The organism is Streptomyces sp. NPDC096311, assembly GCF_044763085.1.
Lineage (GTDB): Bacteria > Actinomycetota > Actinomycetes > Streptomycetales > Streptomycetaceae > Streptomyces.
The window spans coordinates 810663-837351 of the sequence record NZ_JBIWFN010000001.1; the positions used below are offsets into that span (position 1 = coordinate 810663).

Sequence of the window (26689 nt, forward strand, 5' to 3'; positions counted from 1 at the left end):
CGTTCTCCGTGGTCCACCGGGTACTGAAACTTTCACCTTCACGACGAGCTATTGCGGCGTATGGGGTTGAGGAGGATTCCTATTCAGGGCATCCCCGGCCATCCCCATGGACGAGAGGCAATTGGCATGTTCTTCGGAAACCGGCGCGCGAGATCAGGGCGCCGACTCGCAGCCGTCGGCACCGCCTGGCTGCTGGCCTCGGCGACACTCGGCGGACTGGGGCAGGCGCAGCCCGCGGCGGCGGCGGACACACCGACCACCGCCTGGCACAACGGCTCGTTCTCGGTGGACACCGAGGGTGTCGTGAGCCGTTCGGACATCGTGCTCGGCGCGCCGAACCTGGACGCGACCCAGTACATGCCGGTCGGCAACGGCAGCCTGGGCGCGGCGGTGTGGGCGGCGAGCGGTTTCACCGCGCAGCTCAACCGGGTGGACACCTTCCCCGACCGCAAGTCCCCCGGCCAGGTGGTCGTCCCCGGCCTGTCCGCTCTCACCACGGCCAACGACTACAGCGGTCACCTCGACCTGTACGACGGCACATACCGGCAGTCCGGCGGCGGAATGACGGCCACCACCTACGTACGTTCCGGCAGCGACCAGCTCGTGGTGGACGTCACCGGCGCCGACCCGGACACCGTGCAGACCGCCAAGGTCGGCCTGTGGAGCGGTCGTTCACCGCAGGCGGCGGCCTCCGACGGGATCGGCGTGCTGTCGGAGACATGGAAGGACGACACCGCGACCGGCGCCTCCGGCGACACCTTCGGTTCGCTGGCCGCCCTCACCGCCCGCGGGCGCGACGTGACCGCGAGCGTAGTGGACGACAAGACCGTGCAGGTGTCGTTCAAGCCCAAGAAGGACGGCACCTTCCGCATCGTCGTGGACACCCCGCACTGGGCCGGCGGCGACGCCCTGGCCACCGCGCGGTCCGATCTGGCGGACACCAGCGCAGGCGTCTCGAAGACCAGCGCCTGGTGGCACAAGTTCTGGACCAACACCGCCCTGATCAAGGCGACTTCGGCGGACGGCACGGCCGACTATATGGAACGGCTGCGGACGATCTACCTCTACACCGAGGCCGCGGCCATGCGTGGCTCGTACCCCGGTTCGCAGGCCGGCACCGTCGACCTGTTCGACTTCAGCAAGGACAAGATCGACTGGTACCCGGCGGGCTACTGGTTCTGGAACCTGCGCACCCAGGTCGCCTCCAACATGACCTCGGGCAACTACGCCCTCAACGAGCCGGTCTTCGCGCTCTACCGGAACAACCTGGACAACATCAAGGCGTGGACCAAGGACCACATGGGCGGTCGCGCGGGCATCTGCGTCCCGGAGACCATGCGCTTCAACGGCAACGGCTACTACGCGGGCAACGGCAACGAAGGCGCGGCCAACGCCTCCTGCGACCAGAGCCTGACCTCCTGGAACGCGGGCACCATCACCTCCGGCGCCGAGATCGGGATGTGGGTGTGGCAGCAGTACCAGCTCACCCAGGACAAGGAGTTCCTGGCCGCCAACTACCCGCTGATGTCGGAGTCCGCACGCTTCCTGCTCGCCTCCGCCACCAAGGGCGCCGACGGCAAGCTGCATGTGACGGCCAACGCCCACGAGACGCAGTGGAACGTCAAGGACCCGACCATGACGCTCGCCGCGATGAAGGCCCTCTACCCGGCCGTCACCGCCGCCGCGACCGTCCTGGGCCGGCAGAGTGCCGACGCGGACCTGCTGTCCGCCATCGACACCGCCCTGCCGCTCATCCCGGACTACCCCCGCGTCGACGCCGCCACCCAGCAGACCCTCTACGCGGACGGCGAGGGCGACGGTACCGACGTCATCGCCCCCTCGTACCAGCCCACCGCCTACCAGCACAACGTGGAGAACCTCGGCCTGGAGACCGCCTGGCCCTTCGGCCTGATCGGCGACTCCGGATCACAGACCACGCTCGCGCGGCGCACCTACACCAACCGCCCGTACGTCAACAACCCCGACTGGACCATGGACGCCGTCCAGGCCGCCCGCCTCGGGCTCTCCGGCGAGGTCGAGAAGGCCCTGATCGCGAGCACCAAGAAGTACCAGGCGTACCCCTCGGGCATGGCCAACTGGCTGGGCGGCCCGGGTGACCAGCCGTACATCGAACAGGCCGCAGCCGTCACCGCCGCCATGAACGAGGCCCTGGTCCAGTCCTACGACGGCACCGTGCGCTTCGCCCCCGCCTGGCCCGCCGACTGGGACGTCGACGGTTCCGCCCCTGTCACCGGCGGCGGCACCGCGCATGTCCAGGTCCGCGGCGGCACCGTCACCACCGCCGTCATCGAGGCCGGTACCACCGGCGACCTCAAGGTCCGCAACCCGTGGCCGGGCGAGAGCCTGTCCGTCTACGACGAGACGGGCGGCAAGACCGTCATCGGCACCTCCGACCCCACCACCTTCACCGTCAAGGCCAAGAAGAACCACGACTACGTGCTGCTGCGCACCGCCGCCCCCAGCAACGGCTTCGCCTACGCGGAGGTCACCGGCTCCGCCGCCGCCAAGGCCGCTCACCTGGGTGGTGTGTCCATCGGCCTGGACACACCTGCAAAGTACGACACGCTCGCCGACTCCTACGACAACGTCGGCGTCACCGAGGACACCGACACCGCCCCCGGCGACTTCGACGGCGGCGGCGCCAGCTACTCCAGCACCGCGTTCACCCAGGCCGGCGCCACCCCCGGCACCTCCTTCACCCACTCCGGCGTGACCTTCACGCTGCCGGCCTCCGGCGGCGGCGCCCAGGACAACGCCGTCGCCTCCGGCCAGCAGATCGGCCTGACCGGCAGCGGCAGCACCCTCGGCTTCCTGGTCTCGTCCTCGTACGGGGCCACCAGTGGCACCGGCACCGTCGTCTACACCGACGGCACCACCAAGAGCTTCACCCTCAGCACACCCGACTGGTCCACCGGCGATCCCGGCACCGCAGACGTCGCCATCGCCTCGCCGTACCAGAACCGCCAGGGCAACACCCGGTACCAGCGCACCGGTTACGTCTTCCAGGTGAACGTCGGCCTCGACGCCACCCGCACCGTCGCCAAGGTGATCCTCCCCAACGTCAGCGGCGGCGTCTCGGGAGGCACCAAGTCCCTGCACGTCTTCGCGATGGCCCTCGGCACGTCCTGACCTGTCGCACTCACCGTACGTTCCGCACGCCGTACAAGGAGCACACCCATGTCTTCAGAACCGAACCGTCGAGCCGTTCTGCGGCTCGCCACCGGTGTCGCCGTGGCGGCCACCACCGGCGGCTGGAGTCTCATCGCCGGCGCCGCGCCAGCCCTGGCACAGGACGTCCCCGCCCGCGCGAAGGGTCCACTGGACGTCCTGACCTTCGGCAACGACGCGTCGGAGACCGCCCACCGGCTCACCGGCAGCGCCAGTGAGAAGGTCACCGGCGGCCTGGGACAGAGCGCGAGACTCTTCACGCCGCTCGACACCCCGGGGGTGTGGGGCGGCTCGGCCGAGTTCACCCTCGCCTGCGATCCGAAGAAGCCCACCTACGTCACGATCAAGCTGTGGGGTTCGGACGCCGGCTGGGCGCGCGGCATGCTGATGCTCTTCGCCGAGGGCAAGCAGGTCGGCTACTACCAACTCGGCGACGTCGAACCGCTCGACATCTGCCAGGACGAGGCCCGTACCATAGGCCGCTTCTTCTACCACACCGTCCCGCTGCCACCCGCGATGACCAGGGGCAGGAAGCAGATCTCGCTGGGCATTCGCTCGATGGGCGGCATCTATGTCTACGGCGGAAAGGACAACTACTACTTCGACCTGGAGAAGAACACCCGGGGTGTCTACCGCCTCTACTCCCACACCGACCCCTTCTTCACCCTCCCCGCCGACGACGTCCAGGGCACCCGCTTCGACCCGCCCCTCAAGCGGCTGGCCCCAGGCCCGGAGGTGCTCGACCTCGCCGTACAGAAGAACAAGGACTTCATCGCCTCGCTGCTCGCCGCGAAGCCCGCCGACATCGACCTCTTCGGCCTGCTCGCGCTCGCCGAGGCGTACCGCCTCAAGGACACCCCGGCGTACGGCAACAGCGCGGCCCTCGACCAGATCGTCGCCGGACTGGACGCGCTGCGCATCGCCTTCCTCGCCGACCACGGCATAGTCGAGGAGAACGGCCCCCAACAGTGGTACGGCTTCGGCAAGTTGGGCCGGATCCTCACACTGCTCCACGACGAGCTGGCGAGCCGCCTCGCCGAGCCCCTGTCCGGCACCGACGGCACCCGCCTGGACGCGTATGTCGCCATGCTCGTCGAGAGCCGCGACTACTGGCGGCAGAACCTGCGCAAGTACACCAACCAGATGATGATGTGCGCGACCGGCATCTACCAGTGCAACCGCGCCCTGCTGACGGTCGCTCCGGACCGGGCGATCCCGGAGGCCACCGTCCGCGACTACTGCTACCAGGCGCTCGGCATGAAGCCCTGGCTCGGCCCGGAGAACGCCGACGGAACACCGACCAGGCCCGAGGGGGAGACGTACTACGTCTTCACCCACAAGGGGCAGGGCAAGGAGCTCGGTTACGTCGGCGGCTACGGTGAGATCGTCGACGGCGTCAACATCATGTGGGAGGCGGTCAACGGCCACGACGGCATCGAGGACGACGTCCTCAAGGCCAGGATGCTGAAGATCATCAAGGCTCGGTTGCCCTTCCGCTACCCCGAACTGGACAACCAGGGCAACATCTCCATGCGGTTGGAGAACGTCGTCGGCTGGCGCGACCAGCACTTCCCCGGCGACGTCACCTACGTCTCCAAGGCATCCTGGGACGGTCACGCCTTCAAGGCCGCCGCCCTCTTCCAGGACCCCCAACTGGTCAAGGTCTGCCATGAGCAGCTCGACGACAACCAGTACTGGGCGCAGTTGAAGGAAGCCCAGCTCGCCGTCGACAGCCAGCGCGCCCGGCTCAGCAACCTGCGCATCCCCGCCGACTACGCGGCCGTCATGTCCCTCACCCCCGGCAGCACCGGTCTGCCCATGCGGGCCGACCAGCCCGACTTCGTCTGGTCCGACGAACAGGACATGGTCGTCGCCCTAAAGAACGGCACCGAGATCCTGTACGCGGAGCTGTACTGGCGTGCCCGCTGGGGTATCAACAACATGGCCCGCATTCATCACATCACTCCGGGCTTCGACCATGCGGCCACCGTTTGGCAGCACACCGAGTTCGAAAAGACCGGCGACACCTATACCCAGCCCGACTACGTCAACTGGGACTACGGCGTCTACGACCCGGTCACCGACCTCCCCGCCGGCGGCTTCCCGCCCCCCGGCCCCACCCTCCACCAGGCGTACGCCGGCACCGTGTACCCGGTCGCCAAGGCACCCAAGGGCTCCTCGGCCGTCGACCCCGGCACCGAGAGCCCGTGGGCGGGCAGGGGTACCTTCTACTCCTGCTTCTTCGGCCGCTACCGCATCGACATGAACTGCCGCCCGGACCACACCAAGAAGGTCGAGGTCCCGCAGGGAGCGGGCCGGACGACCAAGAACCTGGCCAGCGGCCGCTTCTACAAACCCGGCAGCCAGTTCACGCTGGAGCCCAGGACGACGGCCGTCTGGGACCTGGAGATCGACAAGGACTACGGAGGCACCACCAACCTGCCCACGCCGGTCTCGTCCTTCCGGATCAACTCCGGCGGCGGCGACGCGGGCGACTTCGTGGCCGACACCGACGTCTTCGGCGGTACGGCCGGCGGCGGCACCACCGACACGATCGACACCAGCGCGGTCACCGACCCGGCGCCGCAGGCGGTCTACCAGACCGAGCGGTACGGCAACTTCAGCTATATCGCCCAGGGCCTGAGCGCGGGCGACACCTACACCGTCCGTCTGCACTTCGCGGAGATCTTCTGGTGGGGCGCCGGGCTGCGCACCTTCGACGTCTACGTCAACGGGGAGAAGAAGCTCGACGCCTTCGACGTGTTCGCGGCCGCGGGCGGCAAGAACAAGGCAGTGGTCAAGGAGTTGGACGTCACGCCCGGAGACAGCGGGAGCATCGTCATCCAGTTCTCCACCCTGGTGGACAACGCCAAAGTCAGCGGAGTCGAGCTGTTGAAGAAGAGCTGAGGGCGCCGGGTACGACGAACACGCGCTGGAGGCGGCGGAGCGGGCCGCGAAGGCATCCGCTGAGCCGGCATCCGGGATCTGACGGAACGGCTCTCCGGGGCTGCCGTCCGTGGCCCTTGCCGAGATGCGACGAGACGCTACTGGCGTGAAGCCTCCCGACGGGCGGCCCGGGCGTCGTACTCCAGCCTTGCGACGTCGATCGCGGCGAGGTTGCGCGTGCTCCACTCGATCAACGGTGTGGTGGCCGCGACCAGCGTCGTACCCATCGGAGTGAGCTCGTAACTGACGTGCGGCGGCATGACGTCACGGACCGTACGCGTCAGGATCCCGTCCCGCTCCAGACCGCGCAGCGTGACGGTGAGCATGCGTTGACTGATGCCGTCGATGCCGCGCTTGAGCTCGTTGAAGCGGTGAGGACCGTTGCCCAGGGCCGCCACGACGTACAGGGACCACTTATCCGCGACGATTTCGAGGATCTCCCGCGCCCGGCATCCGCCGGGCGGGGGCAGTTGCGGTCCGGGTGCGGCGGACGCGCTCATGGTTACCTCCAGAGAACCGGGTCACATCCCTGTGCCTTGCGGGACGTACTTCACGTGCTTGACCATGGTGGTCATTACAAAAGGTTAGCGACGAACTCCGAGTAACCGCCGCTGAGGCCTTGAGACACCTTTCCATTACCGAAGGGCAGTTGTGACGTCATCAGCTGAACTGCAGATTCCCGGCTATGCGGCCGGCACCTGGACCATCGACACGGTCCACTCCCACGTGGGCTTTGTGATCAAGCACATGATGGTGAGCAAGGTGCGCGGCCGGTTCACCTCGTTCAGTGGTGAGATCCGGCTGGCGGACGACCCGTTCGCGTCGTCGGTGTCGGTGTCGATCGACGCGACGTCGATCGACACCGGCAACTCGATGCGTGACGACCACATCCGCTCGGCGGACTTCTTCCACGCGGAGGAGCATCCCACCCTCACCTTCACGTCGACGGGCGTGCGGCAGGAGGACGGCGAATTCTACGTCGACGGTGACCTGACGATCCGTGGCACGACCCGGTCGGTCACGCTGACCCTGGAAGCCCCGGAGTTCGGCCCGGGACTGGAGGGCGGGAAGAAGGCGGGCTTCTCCGCGACGACGGAGATTAACCGCACCGACTTCGGCGTGAGCTACAACGGCCCGATCCCGGGCGGCGGCGTGGCTCTCGCGGACAAGGTCCAGATCGTGCTCGATGTGGAAGCGGATCTGAGCAACAAGGAGTGACCTGGACGCCGAGACGGCGGTCATGCCTAGGACTCGGCATGACCGAGGTCCTTTGACAGGCGTCGCCCGCACACGTGCGTCCCGTGCGTCGGCCAAGTGAGCATGGCCCCTGGGCGCCTGGTTCAGCTCGGCCTCACCGATGAGGAGGGTGCAGGGCGGTCGCGTCCGGTTCGCGGTGTGGCGTGCCCCTGGCGGCCGAAAGCCTGAGCCGACGCCAGGGGAAGTGTGTGGGTGACATGGCGCGGGCCCGATTTCTCGGGCCCGCGCCGACCGTCTTGTATGAGCCCTTGCGCCGCGTATGAAGACCAGGTTCAGCGGCCACCCGTCATCGGCGTGCCGACCGTGCACATCCTGCTTGCGTCGCGGGCAGTGAGTGCACGTGTCCACGGGCCCAGAGCTGTTGTGCGGTGGCTCCGGACATGCATCCTCGATGCGGCCGTGTGTGAGGACGTCGTCCCCGCCCAGGTCCAGCCCGCGCACGCGGTCGTCGATGCTGGTGCGGATGCGGGCCCGTCGGTCCGCCGTGATGTGGCGGATGTCGCCGGCGTAGATCACTGTGCTGGGGAACGGCCCGGATTCGTCGTGCGAGAGGGGCGACGCTGCGCCAGATGGCGAGAAACCGCTTCGGTCACGGTCTGCCGCTCGCCCCGGTGGCGATGACGATGTCGAACGTCGCAGCGAGGTAGAACGACTGGCCCTCCAAGCTTCGCACCGTCAACTCCTCCGGGTCCTCGTGCCGCACGGTGGGTACGGCGAGCGAGGCCCTGGAGTTCTCGCCGGGGTCGGCCGCCAGGTACGGGTCGCCCTCGAAGTACATCTGTGTCATGAACCGGCCGTTGTCGGCGATGTCCTCGTGGCTCACTTTGAAGTGGAGGTGACGGGGGCGGAAGCGCGCCTTGCCGTTGGCATCGTAGAAGTCGAGGAGGATTTGCGGCATGTCTGGGCTCATATAGGGGACGGGCTTGATGGTGCGGAACTCGAAGCGGCCGTCCTCGTCCGCGCGGAACTTGCCGCGCAGGTTCCAGTCGGGCTGGTCGTCCATGCCGAGCATGGAGTAGACACCGGTGTCGGCGCACTGCCAGGTGTCGAGTTCCGCTCCCGCGAGAGGCTTTCCGTCCAGGGAACGCACTTGCCCTCGAACGATCAGGGGCTGACCGGGCTCGTCCGGTCGCATCGGCAGCACGTACGACGCGCCGGGGCCGATCGGCTGGAGGAGTGGTACACCGGGGACGAAGAACGGGCCCTCCGGATTGGACGACGTGCCCTCCCACTCCTCGGCGGTGGTCTGGTCGGTCATCTGGTCGAGCCAGATGTCGAAGAAGCCCTCGGTCGCCTTGAGTTCCTGGAGCGCGCGGAGGGCCTCCCGGAAACGCTCGTACTCCGCGTGAGTGATGTTCTTCTCTCGGAACACCGCCCCGACCGCTTTGACGAGCGCTTCCTTGATCTCCATCACCCGGGGGTTGAGCTTGCTCTCATCGATGTGGATCGGCGCGTCCGGGTCGGCCGGGCGCAGGACTAACGGCTGTCCGTCGGTGGCCAAGACGGTCTCCTTCTCGTACGTGGGTGTTCGGCACCTGGGCGAACGGACCCTGGTCCAGGGCCCGTTCGCTGGTGTCCGCTGGTCAGACGCTGTGCAGTTCGGTGAACTTCCGCACGTGGAACCGGGCCTGCTCGTGCGCTCCGGCCAGGGAGGCCTCATGCAGCGGGATGAGGGCAGCGAGCGCGGGATTGACCGGCGCGAGGGTCAGTTCGGGGGTGATGGTGCGCAGATCGAGGCCGAGGCAATGGGGGTCGCCCAGGATGGTCTCCAGGGCGGGAACGACAAAGTCCTTGCCATGGTTGGGAGTTCCTGGACCGTAGCCTCCGCCTCGGGCCGAGACGAGGATCGCGGGCCGACCCGCGGCGGCCGGGCCCTCGGCCCCGAAGTTCAGGGTGCGGTCGACGACCATGATCTGGTCCAGCCACGCCTTGAAGACCGAGGGCATCGTGTAGTTGTACATCGGCACTGTGAACAGGTAAGCGCCGGCGCCGAGGAATTCCTCTATCAACTCGTCCTGCACCGCGATGGCCTGGGCCTGCTCCGGCGTGTGCTGGTTCCGGTCGGTGACGCGGGCGGTGATGCCGGCGGCGCTCAGGTGCGGGACCGGGCTGGCGGCCAGGTCACGGTGGACGACGGGACCGCCCCACGCGGCGCGAGCCGTGTCGGCGACCGTGCGGGAGACGGAACCGGTGCCCAGGGAGGACGAGTCGATGTGCAACAGGTAGGACATGGGGGTGCTCTTTCTTTGCGTGCTGTACGTGTTCGCGATGTCCGAGGCGACGCGAACCCGGCGGGCCGCGAGCCTTCACGGGCTGTTGGAGGGAGAGGCAACAGGGGTCAGGCATGTGTCGCGCCGGGTACGGCGCATCGGCCGTCGGCGCAGGTGATTGCGGAAACCGGGTCCGTGCCCGAGGAAGCCGAACCTCGCGGCCCCTGATGCCAGGCACTGGCGAGGGCGGCGCCGTAGGCTTCCACCGACTGTCCGCCGTGGACGGCGTACACGCCGTCGAACAGGTAGGAGGGCACGCCTCGGATGCCGAGGTCGGCCGCACGGCGTTCGTCGTCGCGGACCGCGTCGGTGTAGGCGTCGCCGTCGATGACCTGGAGGACCTCGACGGTTTCCAGACCGCATTCCACGGCGATGGCGGCCAGGGCGGACGGATCGAAGACGGAGGATTCAGCGCTGAAGTGCGCCCGGTAGAGGGCGGCCATCAGCTCGCCCTGACGTCCACGTTCCCTGGCCAACTGCAGCAACCGGTGGGCGTCCAGGGTGTTGCCGTGCAGGCGGTCGGTGCTGAAGGGCAGACCTTCCGCGGTCGCGAGGTGGGCCATCTTGCGTTCTCCGGCCTCGGCCTGCTCGCGCGTGGCGCCGTATCGGCGCGTGAACGCCTCCAGCACGGGCATGACCTCGCCCCTGGGCTGGTCGGCGTGCAACTGCAATGAACGATGGACGACGCGCACCTCATCGCGGTGCTCGAAGGCTGCCAGCGCCTGCTCGAAGCGCGCCCTGCCCACGTAGCACCAGGGACAGCCGATGTCCCCCCACACCTCGATGAGCATGGACTGCTGGGTCATGATGACGACCTCTTCCGGGTCTCTGGAGCGCCGCGGCTCACTTTTCGGAGCAGTGCCGGCCCGACCCCGTTGTCCAGCTCTCCCGAGTGAGTCGCTGGAACGACGTCCCCACACGTCGCGCCGGAGACGATGTCTCCGTCGAGGCGTCAGAGCGTGGAGTACATCCGCTCGGCCTCGTCGCGCTTCGTGTACAGGTCCCAGTACACCTCGGCGATCGTCTCCGGCTGGGTCTCCGGTCCGCCCTTGCCGATGAAGGTCGCGATGGGTACGTGCGCCACGTACACGCCCTTGTCCTTGAGTTCGGCGTTCAGGGCGAGTGCCCAGTTGCGCAGCGCGCCGCCACCGATGCCGACGTTGCCCATCTGCGGGAAGGGCACGGCGGAGGAGGCGCCGGTGGTGAACAGCAGGGTGCCGCTGCCGCGCTCGATCATGCCGGGCAGCACCTGCTGGGCCGCCGTCACTCCGCCGTGGACGTAGTACTCGATCTCCGGCTGGATGTTCTCCGGGTCCACCTCCGCCGCGCTCACGATGCTCTTTGCCGCTTCCTGCATGCCCGGAGCGGGGGAGAACTCCAGTACATCCACGGGCCCGAACCGCTCCTCGATGCGCCGGAACGCGTTGACCAGGGTCGGCCGGTCGAGGATGTCCGCGGCGAAGCCGGCCGCTTCGATGCCCTCCTCGCTGAGCTGGGTGGCGAGCTTGCCCAGTTTCTCCTCGTTGCGGGAGACCAGCGCGACCTTGAATCCCTCGCGGCCGAAGCGGCGGGCGATGGCGAGGCCGAGGCCGGGCCCGGCCCCGACGATGGCGATGGTGGACATGAGATGACTGCCTTTCGGTGGACATGTGACGCATGGGTCGGACGGCGACGGACGGCTTGAGGCCGTCGTGCCATCTCCGACTGTACAGAATGATCCGACACAAGAACATCTTGCAAGGGAACATCTTGGTTGGGAATATCTGTTGTCGGATGAATATCCACTACCATGGGGATGTGACCGCTCTCTCGAACACGCCGGACGACCAGCCCTTCGACCTGACCTGGCTGCTCAGCAGGGCATCCCAACGCATGCGGGGTGAACTCGACGCGGTCGCGCGCGAGCACGGGCTCGCGGGCTTGCGTGACTGGGTCGTGCTGACCGCGCTGACGGCGGTCGAGGGGCGTACCCAGCTTCAGCTGGGCAAGGAGCTGGGAGTGGACAAGACGACGCTCACCTCGCTCCTGGACCGGCTGGAGAGCGAAGGGCTGGTGGTGCGCCGGTTCTCTCCCAGCGACCGGCGTGCTCGGATACCCGAGGTGACCGATGCCGGGCGAGGAATCCAGGCGAAGGTCGTGCAGTCGCGTGACGAAGCGGAGGCACGGTTGCTGGCCGGCTTCTCCGAGCGTGAACGGGAGCTGCTGCGTGCGCTGCTGTCGCGCCTGGCCGATGAGACGGAGGGCGCGGCGGGCCCTTGCCTGGGAGAGCAGTAGAAGCGCGGCCATAGGATCCGAAGCCGCTGTACGCGATCGGCCCGACTGAGGGCGGGCCGATCGATGTGTTCGGCCCGCCGGGGTGAAAGCTCGGCTGATCCTCCCGCGCAGGGCCAGGCACGGACTCCGGGCATCGCCGTCGTCCGCGCCATGGTTTCTGGCTGTCAGGCCTCCAGATCGCTGAGGAGCCGCTCGAACCTGGCTCGTACGAGCTGCTCCGAGCTGTCGCCGGAGCCTGGTGCCACATGGAGCCGGTCCGCCTCGACGGCCGCCAGGGTGAGCCGGGCGACGTCCGGGACTTCCAGGGTGCCCGGCGGCAGGTCCTTGCCTTCGGCCATGCCGGTATTGACCCAGCCGGGGCTCAGGACGGTGACGTGTACGCCTGGCGCGTGCTCGGCGAGTTCCATGCTGAGGGTCTCCGACAGGCCGACGACGGCGTGCTTCGCGGCGGTGTACGGGGCGATGTACGGCACGTTGCCGATTCCCGCGTGGGACGCGGTGTTGACGATGTGGCCGTGGCCCTGCTCGACGAAGATCGGCGTGAAGGCGCACAGGCCGTTGATCACGCCCCACAGGTTGATGTCGAGGATCCGCTCCCAGTCGGCGCTGCTGACCTCCCACAGCGGCGTCAGTTGCTGGGACGACACACCCGCGTTGTTGGCGACCAGGTCGACCCGGCCGAAGGTCTTCCTGGCCTCGGCGGCCAGGGCGGAGACCTGCGCGGCGTCGCTCACGTCCGTCCGGACACCGATCACCTTGGCGTCCGTGCCGGAGAGTCGGCCGACCGCGCCGTCGAGTGCGTCCTGGCGGACGTCGGCCAGAACCACCGAAAGTCCGCGCTGTACGAACGCCTCGGCGAGGCCGAATCCGATGCCGCTGGCACCGCCGGTGACGACGGCTACCTGCCCCGCTTCGAGTTTCATGGAGCGCTTCTTCCTTGATTTTCTTCCGGTTTCTTGTTCTCGCATTCATTGATCAGCGTTTTCCAGGCGCCGACGAGGCGCTCTGCTCAGCCGAGCGTGAACGGATCGCGTGTCTCGCCGGACAGCTCGACCCAGACGGCCTTGGTCTCGGTGTAGTCGAGAATGGCGTCGGCCCCGTTTTCGCGTCCGATGCCGGACATGCCCATGCCGCCGAACGGTACCTCCGGGGCGACCGCGCGGTAAGCGTTGACCCACACGGTTCCGGCCCGCAGGCGTGCGGCCATCCGGTGCGCCCGGTGAACGTCCTTCGTCCACACCGAACCGGCCAGGCCGAACGGGGTGTCGTTGGCCAGGCGCACGGCCTCCTCCTCGTCCGAGAAGGTGGACACCGCCAGTACGGGTCCGAAGATCTCCTCGGTGATGGCCTGCGCACCCGCGGGCAGGTCGGTGAGCACGGTCGGCCGCACGAAGTAGCCGCCCAGTTCGGGAACGGCCTCCCCGCCGCAGGCGAAGGTGGCGCCCTGCTCGCGGGCCGTTCGCAGGTGCTCCAGGACCTTGGCGAACTGGCGGTCGTTCGCCAGCGGTCCCATCTCGGTCTCGTCGGACCGGGGGTCGCCGATGACGATCTGGTTCGCCCGCTCGACCACCTTGGCCACCAGCGCTTCGGCCACCGACTCGTGCACCAGCAGCCGGGAGCCGGCCAGGCAGGTCTGCCCCGCCGCAGCGAAGACCCCGGCGATCAGCCCGTTGGCGGCGGCGTCGAGGTCGGCGTCGGGGAAGACGACCTGGGCCGACTTGCCGCCGAGTTCGAGGCTGACCCGGGTGATGTGTTCGGCCGCGGCGCGCGCGACGGCCTTGCCCGTCTCGGTGCTGCCGGTGAACGCGATCCGGTCGACGCCGGGGTGAGCGGTGAGTGCCTTCCCGGTTTCCGGACCCCAGCCGGTGACGACGTTGACCACCCCGGGCGGGAAGCCCGCCTCGGCGAACAGCGCGGCCAGCGCGACGGTCGAAGCCGGGGTGTAGTCGCTGGGCTTGATCACTACGGTGCATCCGGCCGCGAGTGCGGGCGCGAGCTTCCAGGTGAGCAGCAGCAGAGGCGAGTTCCACGGGGTGATCGCCGCGACTACGCCGACCGGCTCGTGCCGTGTGTAGACCAGGTAGTTCGGCTTGCTCGTCGGGATCGTCTCGCCCTGCAGTCTGTCCACGAGCCCGGCGTAGTAGGTGTACCAGGCGGCCAGGCCGCGCGCCTGGCCGGACATCTCGCGGAGCAGCTTGCCGCCGTCGCGTACCTCCAGCTCGGCGAGCCGGTCGGCGTCACGGGTGATCACCTCGGCGAGCCTGCGTAGCAGTTCGCCGCGCCGGGCGGGAGTCGTCGAGCCCCACGGACCGGACAGCGCCGCGCGCGCGGCGGCCACGGCCAGGTCGACGTCCTCCGCGCCACCGTCGGCGACCCGGGCCCAGGGCTTGCCCGTGTAGGGGTCCTCGGTGTCGTAGGTCCGGCCCGATGCCGCGGGCACCGCTTTGCCATCGATGAAGAGGTCGAAGTGGTCCACAGTTCCTCCTAGTCCAGGCCGCCGCGCTTGACGAGCTGCGACGCGATCACGTTGCGCTGGATCTCGTTCGTGCCCTCGCCGACGATCATCAGCGGCGCGTCCCGGAAGTACCGCTCGACGTCGAACTCGGTGGAATAGCCGTAACCGCCGTGCACGCGCACCGCGTTGAGAGCGATCTCCATGGCGACCTCCGACGCAAACAGCTTGGCCATGCCGGCCTCCATGTCGCACCGTTGTCCCGCGTCGTAGCGGTGTGCCGCGTGGAGGGTCAGCTGCCGGGCGGCGGTCAGTTTGGTGGCCATGTCCGCCAGGTAGTTGCCGATCGCCTGGTGCTGCCAGATCGGCTTGCCGAAACTCTCCCGCTCCTGCGCGTAGCGCAGCGCGTCGTCGAAGGCCGCCTGCCCGACACCGAGCGCGCGGGAGGCGACCTGGATGCGGCCGATCTCCAGCCCCTTCATCATCTGGGTGAAACCCTGGCCCTCGGTGCCGCCCAGCAGCGCCGACTCCGGTGCCCGGTAGTCCGAGAAGGACAGCTCGCACGACTCGACGCCCTTGTAGCCGAGTTTGGGCAGGTCGCGGGAGACCTCAAGGCCGGGCCCGTGCTCGACGAGGAGGATCGACATGCCGCGGTGTCGCGGCGTCGCGGCCGGATCCGTCTTGCACAGCAGGGCGATCAGCTGTGAGCGCCGGGCGTTGCTGATCCAGGTCTTCGTACCGTTGACGACGTAGTCGCCGCCGTCACGGCGGGCCACCGTCCCCATCGCCTGGAGATCGGATCCACCACCGGGTTCGGTGAGCGCCATGGTCGCGCGGATCTCCCCGGTCGCCATCCGCGGCAGGTAACGGTCCTGCTGCTCGCGGGTGCCGAAGGCCAGCAGAAGCTTCGCGACCACGGTGTGTCCGCCCATCGCGCCGGCCAGGCTCATCCAGCCGCGGGCCAGTTGCTCGGTCACACCGACGTAGCACGGTGTCGACACGGGCGCCTCGCCCCAAGGCTCGGGAATCGCCAGCCCGTAGATGCCGAGCTGCTTCATCCCCTCGATCAGTTTCTCGGGATAGGTGTTCGTATGCTCCAGGTCCGCCACGACGGGGCGTACCTCGCGGTTGACGAAGTCCCGTACGGTCTCGACGACCGCCTGCTCCTCGGTGTTCAGGTCCACTCGCCCTCCAGGTCAGATGATGCGATCGGCGCGCAAGCGGTCGATCTCGATGTCGGTGCGGCCGAGCGCGCGCAGGATCGCGGCGCTGTGCTCGCCGAGCCCGGGTACCGGGTCCATCCGCGGGGACACGCCGCGGATCGAGGCCGGCGGCAGCAGGGCGCGCACGGCGCCGCCCGCCGTGTCCAGGTCCTGCCAGCGTTCCCGTCCGGCGAGCACCGGGTGGTCCAGGAACTCCGGCATGGTGCGCACGCGCGCGTTGGCGATGCCCACGGAGTCCAGCAGGTGTGCCGCGGTGTCCGTGTCCAGCGATGCGAGGCGCTCGGCGACGAGGTCGTCCAGCTCGTCCCGGTGGGCCACGCGTGCCGGGTTGCGGGCGAACCGTTCGTCGGCGGCGAGTTCCGGTTTGCCGAGCACGTCGGCGCAGAACCGCGTCCACTCCCGGTCGTTCTGCACCGCGACGACGAGCTGGTCCCCGCTCGCGGTCGCGAAGGGGCCGTACGGCGCGATGGTGGCGTGCCGCCCGCCGGTGCGGGACGGGGCGCGGCCCCCGTACTCGGTGTAGTAGGCCGGCGCGCCCATCCACTCGGCGAGCGCCTCGAACAGCGAGACCTCCACCGGGGCCGCGCGGCCGGTGCGCTCGCGTTGCAGCAGCGAGGCCAGGATCCCTGAGAACGCGTGCATCCCGGCGGCGATGTCGGCGACGGAGATCCCGGCCTTGACCATCTCCGCTTCGGTGCCGGTGACCGACATCAGCCCGGATTCGGCCTGTACCAGGAGGTCGTAGGCCTTTCGGTCGGCCCAGGGCCCGGTGGCGCCGAAGCCGGACACGTCGCACACCACGAGCCGGGGCAGCCGGTCCGCCAGCGCGTCCGCGCCCAGGCCCATTCGGGCGGTCGCGCCCGGTCCGAGGTTCTGCACGAACACATCGGCGTCGGTGAGCAGTTCATCGAGGACCGCGCGGCCCGCTTCGGACTTCAGGTCCAGTGTCAGCGATTCCTTGGAGCGGTTGAGCCAGACGAAATAGCTCGACTGCCCGTGCACCGTGTCGTCGTAGTCGCGGGCGAAGTCACCCGTGCCCGGGCGCTCCACCTTGATGACGCGCGCCCCGAAGTCGGCGAGCTGGCGGGTCGCGTACGGCGCGGCGACCGCCTGTTCCAGGCTGACGACCGTGATGCCGTCGAGCGGGCGGCCGCTCACCGCAGCCGCCGCTTGCTTCGTGCCGCGGGGAGGCCTGTCCCATGGTCGGGGTTGCCCAGATGGGTATAGGCCATGCCGTGTCGCTGCGATACCGAGGGCGGCTGGTCCAGCGACTCCCAGATGGCGCGGACCGTGCCCTGTATCGCCTCGGGCCGGCGGCTCGCGATCTCCTCGGCCAGGGCGTCGGCCGCGGACCAGAGCTCCTCCCTGGGGAAGACCTCGGTGACCAGGCCGAGGCGCAGGGCGGTCGCGGCGGTGATGCGCTCCTCGCTGCCCAGCAGTGCCCAGCGCAGGACGTCGCCGAGCGGGACGCCGCGGCGGAGCATGCCGACCGGCTCCAGCGCGGAGACCAGCCCGCTGTTGGCGTGCGGGTCGAAGAACGTCGCGTCCTCGCTGCAGATCACGATGTCCGACTCGTTGACGAAGTACATCGCCCCGCCCGCCGCCATCCCGTGCACGGCCGTGATGACGGGCTTCCACACGCGGTGCTGCTTGGGGCCGAGCAGGACTCCGGGATCCTCCTGGTTCCACAGGTTCTGGTCCGTCCACCAGGGGCCCTCGACGACGTCCACGCCCGTACAGAAGGCGCGGTCCCCGGCCGCGCGCAGTACCGCGACCCGGATCTCGTCGTCGTCGCGGACCCGCTGCCAGATCTCGGCGATCTCGCGGGTCATCCGCTCGTTGAACGAGTTGAGTTTGTCGGGGCGGTTGAGCGTGATGGTCGCGATGTGCCCGGCGACGTCGAACAGAACGGTCATGCCACCTCCTTCAGAGTGAACTGGCTGGTCGGCCGGGGGGGCGATCTTCACCATCGCCTTCGACGACGGCTCGTCGGAGAGTCCGAGGCGGGCGCCAAGGGCGTCCAGTACGCCTTCCGGGGGTTCTCTCGACGGCGACCACACCCTCGTTATAGCGTAGACCCAGTGTCAGAAACAATGGCTCGGGGGCAACGTCAGAAGACGTAGGGTCTACTAAATCCCAGCTCAGCGCGTATATCGTGACTGCCTGCTAGGTAAACATCATGCTTGATTAGGGAGGAAGTGCGATGACTGAGCCGACCGGTGAGTACCGCAGTATCTGGACCTGGCTGCGTGAACTTGAGTTCCGGCAGGGCTGGTGCGACGCGGGCGGTATCCGGACCCGATTCGCCGAGGCCGGTGATCCCGACGCTCCGGGTGTGCTGCTGCTCCACGGCACCGGTGGGCACTGGGAGACCTTCGCTCCCAACCTCGGGCCGCTCAGCGAGCACTTCCACTGCGTGGCGGTCGACATGGTCGGCAACGGCTTCTCCGACAAGCCGGACTACGACTACGAGACCGACGTGTACGTCCGGCAACTGCTCGCCGTGATGGACCACTTCGGCATGGAACGCACCTCGGTCGTCGGGATGTCGCTGGGCGCCTGGGTCGCCGCCCGGCTCGCCCTCGAAGTGCCGGAACGGGTCGAGAAGGTCGTCCTGATGTCCCCGGCCGGTCTGGTGGCGACCGCGTCGAACATGGCCCGTATCCGTGCCGAGCGCACGAAGGCCGTCAACGACCCGAACTGGGACTCGATCAAGGCGATGTTCGACCACCTCATCGCCGACGAGCGCAACCGCCTGCCCGATCTCGTCGCACTGCGCCAGGCCATCTACCAGCTGCCCGAGACCCGCGAGACCATCGACCACCTGCTGATCCTGCAGGACCCGGAGGCCCGCGAGCGCAACCTGCTCACCGAAGAGCAGTGGTCGTCCATCCAGGCGCCGACCATGGTCGTGGCCTCCGGCAAGGACTTCAGCGAGTACGGGAGTACGGCGCACCGGGTGGCCGCGCTGCTGCCCCACTCGGAGCTGCTGGAGATGAGCGAGGTCAAGCACTGGCCGCACTTCGAGGACCCCGATCTGTTCAACGCCGCCGCGCTGAAGTTCCTGCGGGGGTGACCGGGATGCTCGACGAGGAACAGATCGCCGACGCCGCCCGCCGTCTCGACGAGGCCGAGCGGACCCGCGTCCCGATCCCGCAACTCTCCCTCCAATACCCGGACATGACCATCGAGGACGCCTACGCGGTGCAGCGCGCCTGGGTGACCGAGAAGCTGGCCCGCGGGCAGGTGCTGCGGGGCCGCAAGATCGGTCTCACGTCCCAGGTCATGCAGCGGGCGGTGTCGATCACCGAGCCGGACTACGGCGCCCTGTTCGACGACATGTTCCACGACGACGGCGGGACCGTGCCGTACGGCCGCTACATCTACCCGCGGATCGAGGTGGAGCTCGCCTTCGTGCTCGGCCGCCCCCTCAAGGGGCCCGGGGTGACGGTGTTCGACGTGCTCGGCGCCACCGAGTACGTCGTGCCCGCGTTGGAGATCCTGGACGCCCGGGTCCAGATGAGCGATCCGGACACCGGCCATCTGCGCACGATCGTCGACACCATCGCGGACAACGCGGCGGACGCCGGGATCGTGCTCGGCGGCCGGGTGGTCCGGCCGATGGACGTCGACCTGCGCTGGGTCTCCGCGGTGCTGCACCGCAACGGAGTCATCGAGGAGTCCGGGGTCGCGGCCGCGGTGCTCAACCACCCCGCGAACGGGGTGGCGTGGCTGGCCAACCGTCTCGCCCCGCACGGGGTCACGCTGGAGCCGGGCCAGGTCATCCTGTCCGGGTCCTTCACCCGGCCCGTGCACGCAGAGGGCGGCGATGTCCTGCTCGCCGACTACGGCCCGCTGGGCACGGTGGGCGTTCGCTTCGAGGCCCGACCGTGACCGGCCCGCAGGTCGGCATGTGGGTGGTGACGGGCAGCGCCTACGTCACCGAGATCTGCGCCGGATCGGGTCTGGACTTCCTGGTGATCGACGCCGAGCACGCGCCGAACGACGTACCGAGCCTCGTGCCGCAGTTGCAGGCCGCCGCGGCGTACCCGATCAGGGTGCTGGTGCGCGCGCCGTCCGGTGACCCGGTGCTGATCAAACAGCTCCTCGACATCGGCGTCACGAACTTGATGGTGCCGATGGTCGAATCGGCCGCGCAGGCCCGGGACCTGGTCGCAGCGACGCGTTATCCGCCCGAGGGCGTGCGAGGGGTCGGCGGTGCGTTCGCCCGCGCGGCGCGGTGGGGACGGGTGCCGGACTATCTGGACGTCGCCGCCGAGGGACTGACCCTGACGGTGCAGATCGAGTCCCGCCGCGGGCTCGACGAGTTGACGGACATCGCCAAGGTCGACGGCGTGGACGAGGTGTTCTTCGGCCCCGCCGATCTCGCGGCCTCTCTCGGGCACCTCGGGCAGCCCGAGCACCCTGAGGTGATCGCCGCGATCGAGGAGGCCGTCGCCACGGTCACCGCGCTCGGCAAGGTCGTCGGTGTGAACGCCTTCGGCGAGTCGACGGCACGCCGTTATTTCGCGGCCGGCGCCCGGTTCGTCGCGATCGGCGCCGACGTGACCCTGCTGGCCCGCGGCAGCGAGGCTCTCGCGGCCCGGCACCACAAGCCATGAGACGAAAGGGAGCGCGAATGAATCCTGGTGCCGCTTCTGAACGTACCCAGTACCGGGGTGACACCGGGCCGGCCCACCGAGCCGGTCCTGGTTCCCGGCTACGCGGCCACGCCCGAGCAGGCCTCGGGCCGGCGAGCGCGGCACGGCTCGCGCGTGTCGACACCGTCGCTGTCGGATACCTGGTGCTCGTGGGACCGTCCGGCGGCGGGCGGGCGGCGACGGGGTCGTGGACCGGGGCGACGGGTGTGAACCTGTGTGGCTCCGGCCCCCGGTCCGGGTTGGCGTCGCCCGAGGGTGCCTCGGTGTCGTGGACCGGTGTCCGCAGGCGGCGACGGGGTGCGACCGCGGAGGTCGTCGACGCCAGTACCACGGCCGGACTCGGTCCGGGTCGCCCCGGCGGTCCGCGACATGGTCGGCGAACAGGCCGACGACCGGGCAACACGCGGCCGTCATGCTCCAACTCCGCCGCGGGGCAGCGGCCGTGACCGGCGCACCGCCTCCGCTGCGCGGCCGGTGCGGTGTCCTCGCCGAGGTGCTCGACGCGGCGGGCGCCCAGTACGGGGAGCGGGAGGCCTACGTCGAGCCGGGCCGGAGGCTCACCTTCGCCGAACTGTCCCGGGCCTCCGACAGTTTGGCGGCGGCGTTGGCCGCGCGCGGGGTCGAACGGGGCGATGTCGTCGCGCTGATGCTGCCCTCGTCGATCGACTTCGCCGTCTGCTACGCGGCCCTCGCCCGGCTCGGCGCAGTGACCACCGGACTCAACACCCGGCTCGGTCCTCAGGAGACGGCGGCGATACTCGACTGCGCCCGTCCGGTCCTGGTCATCCGTGACACCGAGGCCGGCCTTCCCGAACCGCCGCCCGGGACCGCGGTATTCACGCGGGCGGAACTGGCGGCGGCATGCGCCGGGCCCGGTCTTCGTACGCCGGTCCCGGTCCTGCCGGACGATCCTGTGGTGATCATCTGGACGAGCGGTACCACCGGTACTCCGAAGGGGGCCTGGTTCGACAGTCGCAACCTCGCCGCCGCGGCCACCGCGGCCGGGGTGATGAGCGCGCCCTACGACCGGCGCCTGGTGGCGACGCCGTTCGCGCACGCCGGATACCTCGCCAAACTCTGGGACCAGCTGGCGTGGGGGATCACCATGGTGATCCCGCCCGTGCCGTGGTCGGCCCCCGAGACGGCCCGGATCCTGCGTGCGGAACGGATCACGGTCGCCGGCGCGGTACCGACCCAGTGGGAGAAACTGCTGGAGGAACCGGACAGCGGACCGCTACCGGACCTCCGTCTCGGAATCGCCGCCACCGCTCCGGCCCCGCCCGAGCTGGTCGAGAAGACCGCAGCCCGGCTGGGAGTCCCCCTGGTCGTGCGGTACGCGATGACGGAGTCACCGACGATCTGCGGAACCGAGCCGGACGATCCGCCCCGGACGCAGTTCCGTACCGTCGGCCGTGCCCAGGAGGGGACCGAGGTGGAGGTCACCGATGAGCAGGATGTGCCGGTACCGGCGGGGACGGTGGGCCGGGTGCGGGTGCGCGGCGGCTGTGTGATGCGGGGCTACTGGCGTCAGCCGGAACTGACCGCAGAGACCCTCAGCCCGGAGGGCTGGCTGCGCACGGGCGACTTCGGCCACTTCACGGAGGAGGGCGACCTGGTGCTGTCCGGCCGGGCGGGCGATCTCTACATTCGCGGCGGGTACAACGTCCACCCCCTGGAAGTGGAGAACGTGCTCTCGTCGCACCCGGGGGTCGGCCGCGTGGCCGTGGTCGGCACGCCGGCCCCGGTCATCGGCGAGATCGGGGTGGCGTTCGTGGTGCCCGCCGATCCGTCACGGCCCCCTACCCGGGAGGCGCTGCGTGAGTGGACCCGCGACCGCCTCGCCGACTACAAGGCACCGGACCGGGTGCAGCTCGTCGGGGAGTTGCCGCTCACCGCGATGCTCAAGATCGACCGGAACGCCCTGCGCGCCCTTGCGGGGCGGTCCGCCGGCGAAACCCGGTCCTGAGGGGGTGACGTCGGTCGGCCCGCCACAGAGCGGGTCCCTTACGGCGGATGGTCGGGACGACGGCCCTTTACGCTGTCAGCCCACGGCCGGCGGAAGTCCCTGCGCGAGAGCGACCACATCGGCGAGTGAGCGGAGCTGGTCGTTGAGGTGCGTGCACGTGGAGATGCCGCGGAAGTCCGTACGGATCTGACGTCGCAGGTTCCCGATGTCCACTCCGGCGAGCCGTGTGGCGCTGGCGGCGGCGGACGGGCACTCGGTCCAGGGCAGCACATGCGGAGTCGCGGACGCCTCTCGCACCCGCCACTCGTCACAGTCCACCCACGCCGACACCTCGTACTCGTGGATGACGGTGGCCCGGCCGTCCGGGGCGACGTGGCTGTCCCGGAACAGGGAACTCACACGGAGGGAGCGCGGATCCGCCGGGTCCCGGGCGACATCCAGGAGGCGTTGGCGCCGCATCGAGTGCACACCGAGGTCATCCATCGCATGCCAGGCCAGCGAGTCGTCGGCGCTGGTGAGCGGCGTGGCCTCGGGACCGGTGACCACGGGAGCGCGGCCGGTGCGGCCGACCTCGATCATGATCGTTCCGCCGTGCCGGAACCCGGAACACTGGTTCTCCGTCAGCTGGTAGCCCGAGCGGGCGGCGCTGGCCGGGACGTCCGCCCGCCCGACGGAGTACCCGGAGACCAGGGCCGCTCCCGGTATGTCGTCGAGCAGCTGGTAGAGCAGGGTGTGCGCGTCCCGGTCCTCGGGCAGGGCGGCGTCGAGCTGCTTGCGGAAGCCACCGGCGGCCCTGGCGCCGACCAGGTCCTGCGCGGCGGGCGCGTCCGGGCGCGTCGAGATCGACGTGATCTCGCGGTTCTCCAGGAAGGCGACGCTCATGTCGAAGGACGCCTCCCCGCGAACCTCGGACGTCCCGTCCCCGTGGGTGACGAGATCGCGGCCGAGGCCATGCAGCATCAGGGGCCCTTCGAGGCCGTCAGGCCGTCGCATGTCGATGCTCGTGGTGCGGCGCACGGTGCCCGGCAGCCTCGGCGGCGGTCCCGATGCCGGGGCGTGCGGCCCGCTGCGCGGGTGCGTCTGAGTGCTGGACGGATGCACGGAGTCTCCCTGTCGTGACGCGGTCTCGTGACTCGGCGTTCGGTCCGCCGGCCACAGGGACTTGAGTCAAGGCCGCATGGCCGCAGGAGACGAACAGCCGCCCCGCCGATGCGGTGGCGGAGCTGTGAACGACGTCAATCAAGTGACGTCACTTTCAGATTCTAGTCCCTGATGCCGTGTCATCCAAGGGGGGACAGGTGCGGGTGTGGTGAGAGCATCGCTCTGTATTTCCCTTATAACAGGTGGTCTACCGGGCGATGTGGTCGGATGCGAGGTGGCATGGGAAGCCCCATCAGGGAAAGTGACATGTATGTTAGAAATAGTGCCGCGGCCGAGAAGTCCGGTGCGCACACCGATTCCGGCCTGGATCGAGGAGGACGCAACGATGCACCCCACAGACAGCGCGCCGCACATCCGGAGCCGGACATGAGCGAGCGCGTGGAGAGCGAGCCGGGACCCGAGTTCGAGGTACCGATCGAGCGCGGGAAGATCCGCGAGTACGCCGCAGCCACGCAGTCCGGCTCCCCGGCCTACCAGGAGCGGGACGCTGTCGTACCTCCCACCTTCCTGGTGACCTCCACCTTCTGGACGCCGGAAGAGGCACGCGCGTCGCACGGATTCGACCGTAAGCGGCTACTGCACGGAGAGCAGGAGTATGTCTTCCACGGTCCGCCGCCCCGGGCGGGCGATGTGCTGCGCGCCAGTTCACGCGTCGCCGACCGTTATGAGAAGCCCGGGAAGCGCGGCGGGACGATGCGGTTCGCCGTGATCGTGACCGAGTTCCGCGACGAGGCGGGAAAGCTGGTGGCCGAGCAGCGGCAGACGCTGATCGAAACGGCGAAGCGTACGGAGGAGGACCGATGACGTCCGTGGCCGGGATAGGCGTAGGCGCGGAGGGCGGCTCCCGTACGTTCGGGCCGCTGACCCGGAGCATGTTCGTGCGGTACGCCGGGGCGTCCGGCGACTTCAACCCGATCCATTACGACGAGGAGTTCGCGCAGAAGGCGGGCTACCCCTCGGTCTTCTCGCAGGGGATGCACCAGGCCGCGTTGCTGGCCACCTACGCGACGGACTGGCTGGGGCCGGAGAACGTCCGCCGCTTCCAGGTCCGCTTCCGCGAGCAGGTGTGGCCCGGGGACGTTCTGGTCTGCCGGGGTGTGGTGACCGGGGTGGCGGAGCGGGAGAACGGCGAGCTGCTGGCCACCGTGGAGCTGACGTGTTCCCACCAGGACGGCGGTGTGGCGGTCTCCGGTTCGGCGGACTTCGTGGTCGCCCCCTGAGTCGCGCCGCGGGGCGCGGGGATCGAACCGGCTTCACGACGGGCCGCCCCCGGACCGCTGGGCACCGGACATCGGCGCCGGCCGGTTCGCCGCCGGATACGCGGAGGCGGGCCTCACCGCGCACAGGGGGCGAGCGCGCGCCCTGTGACCCGCCGGGGACAGCGGTCCGGTAGCCGGTGGCCCTCCGCGGCATCCGGTGGACGCAGAACCGTACGCCACAGTTCACGTACTACCTTTATGAGGAGAGACCGATGGCGAACACCGAGGCAGGCACGGTGCGTACCACGCGGCAGGATCCGGGCAGGGACGCCGCTGCCCTCATGCTGCGCACCGCGCTGGGCCCGATGCTCTTCGCGCACGGCTGGAACAAGTTCAAAGGCCCCGGCGGGATCGGCGGCACCGAGGGCTGGTTCGAGGCACTCGGCCTGCGGCCCGCGGCCGTGCATGCCCGTCTCGCCGCCGCCACCGAGATGGCGGCGGGTGCCGCCCTGACGGTCGGTGCCGCCGGCCCGCTGCCCGCCGCGGCAGCGGTTGGCCTGATGTCGGTGGCCGCACGGACCGATCACCGGGGCAAGGGCTTCTTCGTCTTCAAGGGCGGCTGGGAGTACAGCGGTGTGGTGGCCGGCGCCTCGGTGGCGCTCGCGGCCCTCGGCCACGGTCGGTACTCCGTCGACGGGCTGTTGGGGCTGCGCCGGTCCGGGGCCCGGGGGGCGCTGGTGGCGGCAGGGCTCGGAGCCGCCGCGGCCGGACTGCTGCTGAAGGTGTGCTATCGGCCCGGTGAGGTGGAGGGCAGCGGGGAACACGACGCGGCGGCCGGAGCGGATGACAGGTCGGCGTCGGGCCCGGACGGGATCACGGAAGCGCCATGACGACCCCGCGGCCATCCGCTGCCGGCGCCCCGGGACCACCGGGGCGCGGCACGGGTCACGGCCTGGCAGGGGTGCCGCTGCTCGGTGCGGAGGAGGCCGCGGGCCGGCTGCTCTCCGGTCTGGACGACGGCACCGTCGCGTTCCCGGCACCGGCCGAGCGGCTGGCGGCGTCGGATGTGCTCACCCTGATCGATCTCGACGCCGGTGCCGTCGGCAGGCCCGAGGACGGCGCGCGTCTGGCGACGGCCCTGCGCACCTCCGAGCGCCTTCTTGTCGGCCTTGCCCGGGAACCGCTCAGCCGTGCAGGAGTGCTCGTGGCCGAGGCGCTCACCCTGACACTCAGCGGCTGTCCGCAGCCCGGGCGCGCCCATGTCATTGTCGGCGACCCTTTGGCGGACGCCGCCCGGCTGGCGGACGCGGTACAGGCGGCGCCGCTCGCGGCACTGACGCTCGCCGGCGTGCTCCGGGTCGGGGAGGCGGCCGGGCCCGGCGTCGCGCAAGCACTGGTCGCCGAGTCGCTGGCGTACTCGATGCTCCTGGCCGGGCCGGAGTTCGCCGCCTGGCGGGCGTCCCGTCCGGCGCGCGCCCAGCTGGCGCCGGGCCCCGAACCGGTTCGGCTGGAGCGCCCGCGGAGCCGTCCGGGCCTGGTGCGTATCACCCTCAACCGTCCGGAGCGACGCAACGCCGTGAGCCGGCACGTGCGGGACGCGCTCGTCGACGCCCTCGAACTGGTTGCCGCCGACCCTCTGATCCGCCGCGTCGAACTGCGCGGCGCCGGCCCCGACTTCTGCAGCGGCGGCGACCTCGACGAGTTCGGTACGGCCGACCCGGCGTCCTCGCACGCGGTGCGGCTGGCTCGCAGCCCCGCCAGGATGGTGCACCGCAGCGCCGAGCGGGTCCACGCCCACCTGCACGGCGCCTGCGTGGGCGCGGGCATCGAGGTGCCGTCGTTCGCCGGCACGGTGACAGCCGACCCGGGCGCGTGGTTCCGGCTGCCGGAGCTGGCCTTCGGCCTGATTCCGGGTGCGGGCGGCACCGTCGGGATCCCGCGCAGGATCGGCCGCTGGCGCACCGCGTGGATGGCACTCACCGGCGAACCGGTCTCCGCCGCCCGGGCGCTGGAATGGGGCCTGGTCGACCGGATCGAGCCGGTGACCCCCGGGGGCCCGGCCCGCTCGGGCGGCTCGCCGTGCTGATCCTC

23 protein-coding genes are annotated in these 26689 nt (G+C 69.7%); 12 read left to right on the forward strand and 11 right to left on the reverse strand.

The window, feature by feature from the left end; translation table 11 throughout:
• Window positions 1-126 precede the first annotated feature (126 nt).
• Window positions 127-3150: a glycosyl hydrolase family 95 catalytic domain-containing protein gene (locus tag ACIRA5_RS03635; protein WP_403686781.1), complete on the forward strand. Its 3024-nt coding sequence runs from the start codon at window positions 127-129 to the stop codon at window positions 3148-3150.
• A gap of 48 nt (window positions 3151-3198) precedes the next feature.
• The gene (locus tag ACIRA5_RS03640; RefSeq protein WP_403686784.1) at window positions 3199-6096 is read left to right on the forward strand and encodes a malectin domain-containing carbohydrate-binding protein; all 2898 of its coding nucleotides are present in this window, start codon (window positions 3199-3201) and stop codon (window positions 6094-6096) included.
• A gap of 137 nt (window positions 6097-6233) precedes the next feature.
• Here the strand turns inward: ACIRA5_RS03640 and ACIRA5_RS03645 are convergent, their stop codons facing one another.
• Window positions 6234-6635, reverse strand: coding sequence for a winged helix-turn-helix transcriptional regulator (locus tag ACIRA5_RS03645; protein WP_403686786.1), 402 nt, complete (start codon window positions 6633-6635; stop codon window positions 6234-6236).
• Window positions 6636-6786: 151 nt separating this feature from the next.
• Here ACIRA5_RS03645 and ACIRA5_RS03650 point away from each other — a divergent pair, with 151 nt between their 5' ends.
• Entirely contained in the window at window positions 6787-7353 is a 567-nt protein-coding gene (locus tag ACIRA5_RS03650) for a YceI family protein (RefSeq protein WP_403686788.1), read from the forward strand.
• A 628-nt stretch (window positions 7354-7981) separates the two neighbouring features.
• On the opposite strand, the gene ACIRA5_RS03655 is transcribed toward ACIRA5_RS03650, so the two are convergent.
• From ACIRA5_RS03655 to ACIRA5_RS03670, 4 genes are all read right to left on the reverse strand, one after another.
• On the reverse strand, window positions 7982-8893 hold the full coding sequence (locus tag ACIRA5_RS03655; RefSeq protein WP_403686790.1) for a hypothetical protein: 912 nt from the start codon (window positions 8891-8893) through the stop codon (window positions 7982-7984).
• Window positions 8894-8975: 82 nt separating this feature from the next.
• The gene (locus tag ACIRA5_RS03660) at window positions 8976-9623 is read right to left on the reverse strand and encodes an FMN-dependent NADH-azoreductase (protein WP_403686793.1); all 648 of its coding nucleotides are present in this window, start codon (window positions 9621-9623) and stop codon (window positions 8976-8978) included.
• 107 nt (window positions 9624-9730) lie between these two features.
• Complete coding sequence (locus ACIRA5_RS03665) at window positions 9731-10468, reverse strand: DsbA family oxidoreductase (RefSeq protein WP_403686794.1); 738 nt, start codon at window positions 10466-10468, stop codon at window positions 9731-9733.
• Between the two features lie 146 nt (window positions 10469-10614).
• Window positions 10615-11286, reverse strand: a complete 672-nt coding sequence (locus tag ACIRA5_RS03670; RefSeq protein WP_403686795.1) for an SDR family NAD(P)-dependent oxidoreductase — start codon at window positions 11284-11286, stop codon at window positions 10615-10617.
• Window positions 11287-11459: 173 nt separating this feature from the next.
• Here ACIRA5_RS03670 and ACIRA5_RS03675 point away from each other — a divergent pair, with 173 nt between their 5' ends.
• Window positions 11460-11936, forward strand: coding sequence for a MarR family winged helix-turn-helix transcriptional regulator (locus ACIRA5_RS03675; protein ID WP_403686797.1), 477 nt, complete (start codon window positions 11460-11462; stop codon window positions 11934-11936).
• 164 nt (window positions 11937-12100) lie between these two features.
• Here ACIRA5_RS03675 and ACIRA5_RS03680 read toward each other — a convergent pair whose 3' ends face one another.
• From ACIRA5_RS03680 to ACIRA5_RS03700, 5 genes are all read right to left on the reverse strand, one after another.
• A complete protein-coding gene (locus ACIRA5_RS03680) occupies window positions 12101-12859 on the reverse strand; it encodes an SDR family NAD(P)-dependent oxidoreductase (RefSeq protein WP_403686800.1) in 759 nt (252 codons plus the stop codon).
• 86 nt (window positions 12860-12945) lie between these two features.
• Window positions 12946-14412, reverse strand: a complete 1467-nt coding sequence (locus tag ACIRA5_RS03685) for an aldehyde dehydrogenase (RefSeq protein ID WP_403686803.1) — start codon at window positions 14410-14412, stop codon at window positions 12946-12948.
• A gap of 8 nt (window positions 14413-14420) precedes the next feature.
• Window positions 14421-15572, reverse strand: a complete 1152-nt coding sequence (locus tag ACIRA5_RS03690) for an acyl-CoA dehydrogenase family protein (RefSeq protein WP_403686806.1) — start codon at window positions 15570-15572, stop codon at window positions 14421-14423.
• A 12-nt stretch (window positions 15573-15584) separates the two neighbouring features.
• A complete protein-coding gene (locus ACIRA5_RS03695) occupies window positions 15585-16769 on the reverse strand; it encodes a CaiB/BaiF CoA transferase family protein (RefSeq protein WP_403686808.1) in 1185 nt (394 codons plus the stop codon).
• Window positions 16766-17527, reverse strand: coding sequence for an enoyl-CoA hydratase/isomerase family protein (locus ACIRA5_RS03700; RefSeq protein WP_403686810.1), 762 nt, complete (start codon window positions 17525-17527; stop codon window positions 16766-16768). Before ACIRA5_RS03700 ends, ACIRA5_RS03695 begins: the two co-directional genes overlap by 4 nt.
• A gap of 287 nt (window positions 17528-17814) precedes the next feature.
• On the opposite strand from ACIRA5_RS03700, the gene ACIRA5_RS03705 reads away from it, so the two are divergent.
• The 4 genes from ACIRA5_RS03705 (at window position 17815) to ACIRA5_RS03720 (ending at window position 22238) form a co-directional block, all read left to right on the forward strand.
• Window positions 17815-18687 carry an alpha/beta fold hydrolase gene (locus ACIRA5_RS03705; protein WP_403686813.1) on the forward strand — a complete coding sequence of 291 codons (873 nt, stop codon included), beginning with the start codon at window positions 17815-17817 and terminating at the stop codon, window positions 18685-18687.
• A 5-nt stretch (window positions 18688-18692) separates the two neighbouring features.
• Complete coding sequence (gene hpaH, locus ACIRA5_RS03710; RefSeq protein WP_403686815.1) at window positions 18693-19505, forward strand: 2-oxo-hept-4-ene-1,7-dioate hydratase; 813 nt, start codon at window positions 18693-18695, stop codon at window positions 19503-19505.
• Entirely contained in the window at window positions 19502-20233 is a 732-nt protein-coding gene (locus ACIRA5_RS03715) for an aldolase/citrate lyase family protein (protein ID WP_403686817.1), read from the forward strand. The genes hpaH and ACIRA5_RS03715 overlap by 4 nt, the downstream gene beginning before the upstream one ends.
• A 451-nt stretch (window positions 20234-20684) precedes the next feature.
• A complete protein-coding gene (locus ACIRA5_RS03720) occupies window positions 20685-22238 on the forward strand; it encodes a class I adenylate-forming enzyme family protein (protein WP_403686820.1) in 1554 nt (517 codons plus the stop codon).
• Between the two features lie 75 nt (window positions 22239-22313).
• Here ACIRA5_RS03720 and ACIRA5_RS03725 read toward each other — a convergent pair whose 3' ends face one another.
• Window positions 22314-23339 carry a DUF2889 domain-containing protein gene (locus tag ACIRA5_RS03725; protein ID WP_403686822.1) on the reverse strand — a complete coding sequence of 342 codons (1026 nt, stop codon included), beginning with the start codon at window positions 23337-23339 and terminating at the stop codon, window positions 22314-22316.
• Between the two features lie 426 nt (window positions 23340-23765).
• On the opposite strand from ACIRA5_RS03725, the gene ACIRA5_RS03730 reads away from it, so the two are divergent.
• The 4 genes from ACIRA5_RS03730 to ACIRA5_RS03745 all read left to right on the forward strand — a co-directional run bounded on the left by ACIRA5_RS03730 (window position 23766) and on the right by ACIRA5_RS03745 (window position 26684).
• Window positions 23766-24203, forward strand: a complete 438-nt coding sequence (locus tag ACIRA5_RS03730; RefSeq protein ID WP_403686825.1) for a MaoC family dehydratase N-terminal domain-containing protein — start codon at window positions 23766-23768, stop codon at window positions 24201-24203.
• A complete protein-coding gene (locus tag ACIRA5_RS03735; protein WP_403686828.1) occupies window positions 24200-24619 on the forward strand; it encodes a MaoC/PaaZ C-terminal domain-containing protein in 420 nt (139 codons plus the stop codon). The genes ACIRA5_RS03730 and ACIRA5_RS03735 overlap by 4 nt, the downstream gene beginning before the upstream one ends.
• A 251-nt stretch (window positions 24620-24870) precedes the next feature.
• Window positions 24871-25488: a DoxX family protein gene (locus tag ACIRA5_RS03740; RefSeq protein ID WP_403686830.1), complete on the forward strand. Its 618-nt coding sequence runs from the start codon at window positions 24871-24873 to the stop codon at window positions 25486-25488.
• A complete protein-coding gene (locus ACIRA5_RS03745) occupies window positions 25485-26684 on the forward strand; it encodes an enoyl-CoA hydratase/isomerase family protein (protein ID WP_403686833.1) in 1200 nt (399 codons plus the stop codon). Before ACIRA5_RS03740 ends, ACIRA5_RS03745 begins: the two co-directional genes overlap by 4 nt.
• Window positions 26685-26689 lie beyond the last annotated feature (5 nt).

Bases quoted from the DNA above. Each gene is read 5' to 3' on its own strand.
- ACIRA5_RS03635 (WP_403686781.1), top strand. From the start codon at position 127: ATGTTCTTCGGAAACCGGCGCGCGAGATCAGGGCGCCGACTCGCAGCC.
- ACIRA5_RS03640 (WP_403686784.1), top strand. From the start codon at position 3,199: ATGTCTTCAGAACCGAACCGTCGAGCCGTTCTGCGGCTCGCCACCGGT.
- ACIRA5_RS03670 (WP_403686795.1), bottom strand. From the start codon at position 11,286: ATGTCCACCATCGCCATCGTCGGGGCCGGGCCCGGCCTCGGCCTCGCC.
- ACIRA5_RS03745 (WP_403686833.1), top strand. From the start codon at position 25,485: ATGACGACCCCGCGGCCATCCGCTGCCGGCGCCCCGGGACCACCGGGG.
- ACIRA5_RS03740 (WP_403686830.1), top strand. From the start codon at position 24,871: ATGGCGAACACCGAGGCAGGCACGGTGCGTACCACGCGGCAGGATCCG.
- ACIRA5_RS03665 (WP_403686794.1), bottom strand. From the start codon at position 10,468: ATGACCCAGCAGTCCATGCTCATCGAGGTGTGGGGGGACATCGGCTGT.
- ACIRA5_RS03660 (WP_403686793.1), bottom strand. From the start codon at position 9,623: ATGTCCTACCTGTTGCACATCGACTCGTCCTCCCTGGGCACCGGTTCC.
- ACIRA5_RS03730 (WP_403686825.1), top strand. From the start codon at position 23,766: ATGAGCGAGCGCGTGGAGAGCGAGCCGGGACCCGAGTTCGAGGTACCG.
- hpaH (WP_403686815.1), top strand. From the start codon at position 18,693: ATGCTCGACGAGGAACAGATCGCCGACGCCGCCCGCCGTCTCGACGAG.
- ACIRA5_RS03645 (WP_403686786.1), bottom strand. From the start codon at position 6,635: ATGAGCGCGTCCGCCGCACCCGGACCGCAACTGCCCCCGCCCGGCGGA.
- ACIRA5_RS03705 (WP_403686813.1), top strand. From the start codon at position 17,815: ATGACTGAGCCGACCGGTGAGTACCGCAGTATCTGGACCTGGCTGCGT.
- ACIRA5_RS03680 (WP_403686800.1), bottom strand. From the start codon at position 12,859: ATGAAACTCGAAGCGGGGCAGGTAGCCGTCGTCACCGGCGGTGCCAGC.
- ACIRA5_RS03720 (WP_403686820.1), top strand. From the start codon at position 20,685: ATGCTCCAACTCCGCCGCGGGGCAGCGGCCGTGACCGGCGCACCGCCT.
- ACIRA5_RS03700 (WP_403686810.1), bottom strand. From the start codon at position 17,527: ATGACCGTTCTGTTCGACGTCGCCGGGCACATCGCGACCATCACGCTC.
- ACIRA5_RS03735 (WP_403686828.1), top strand. From the start codon at position 24,200: ATGACGTCCGTGGCCGGGATAGGCGTAGGCGCGGAGGGCGGCTCCCGT.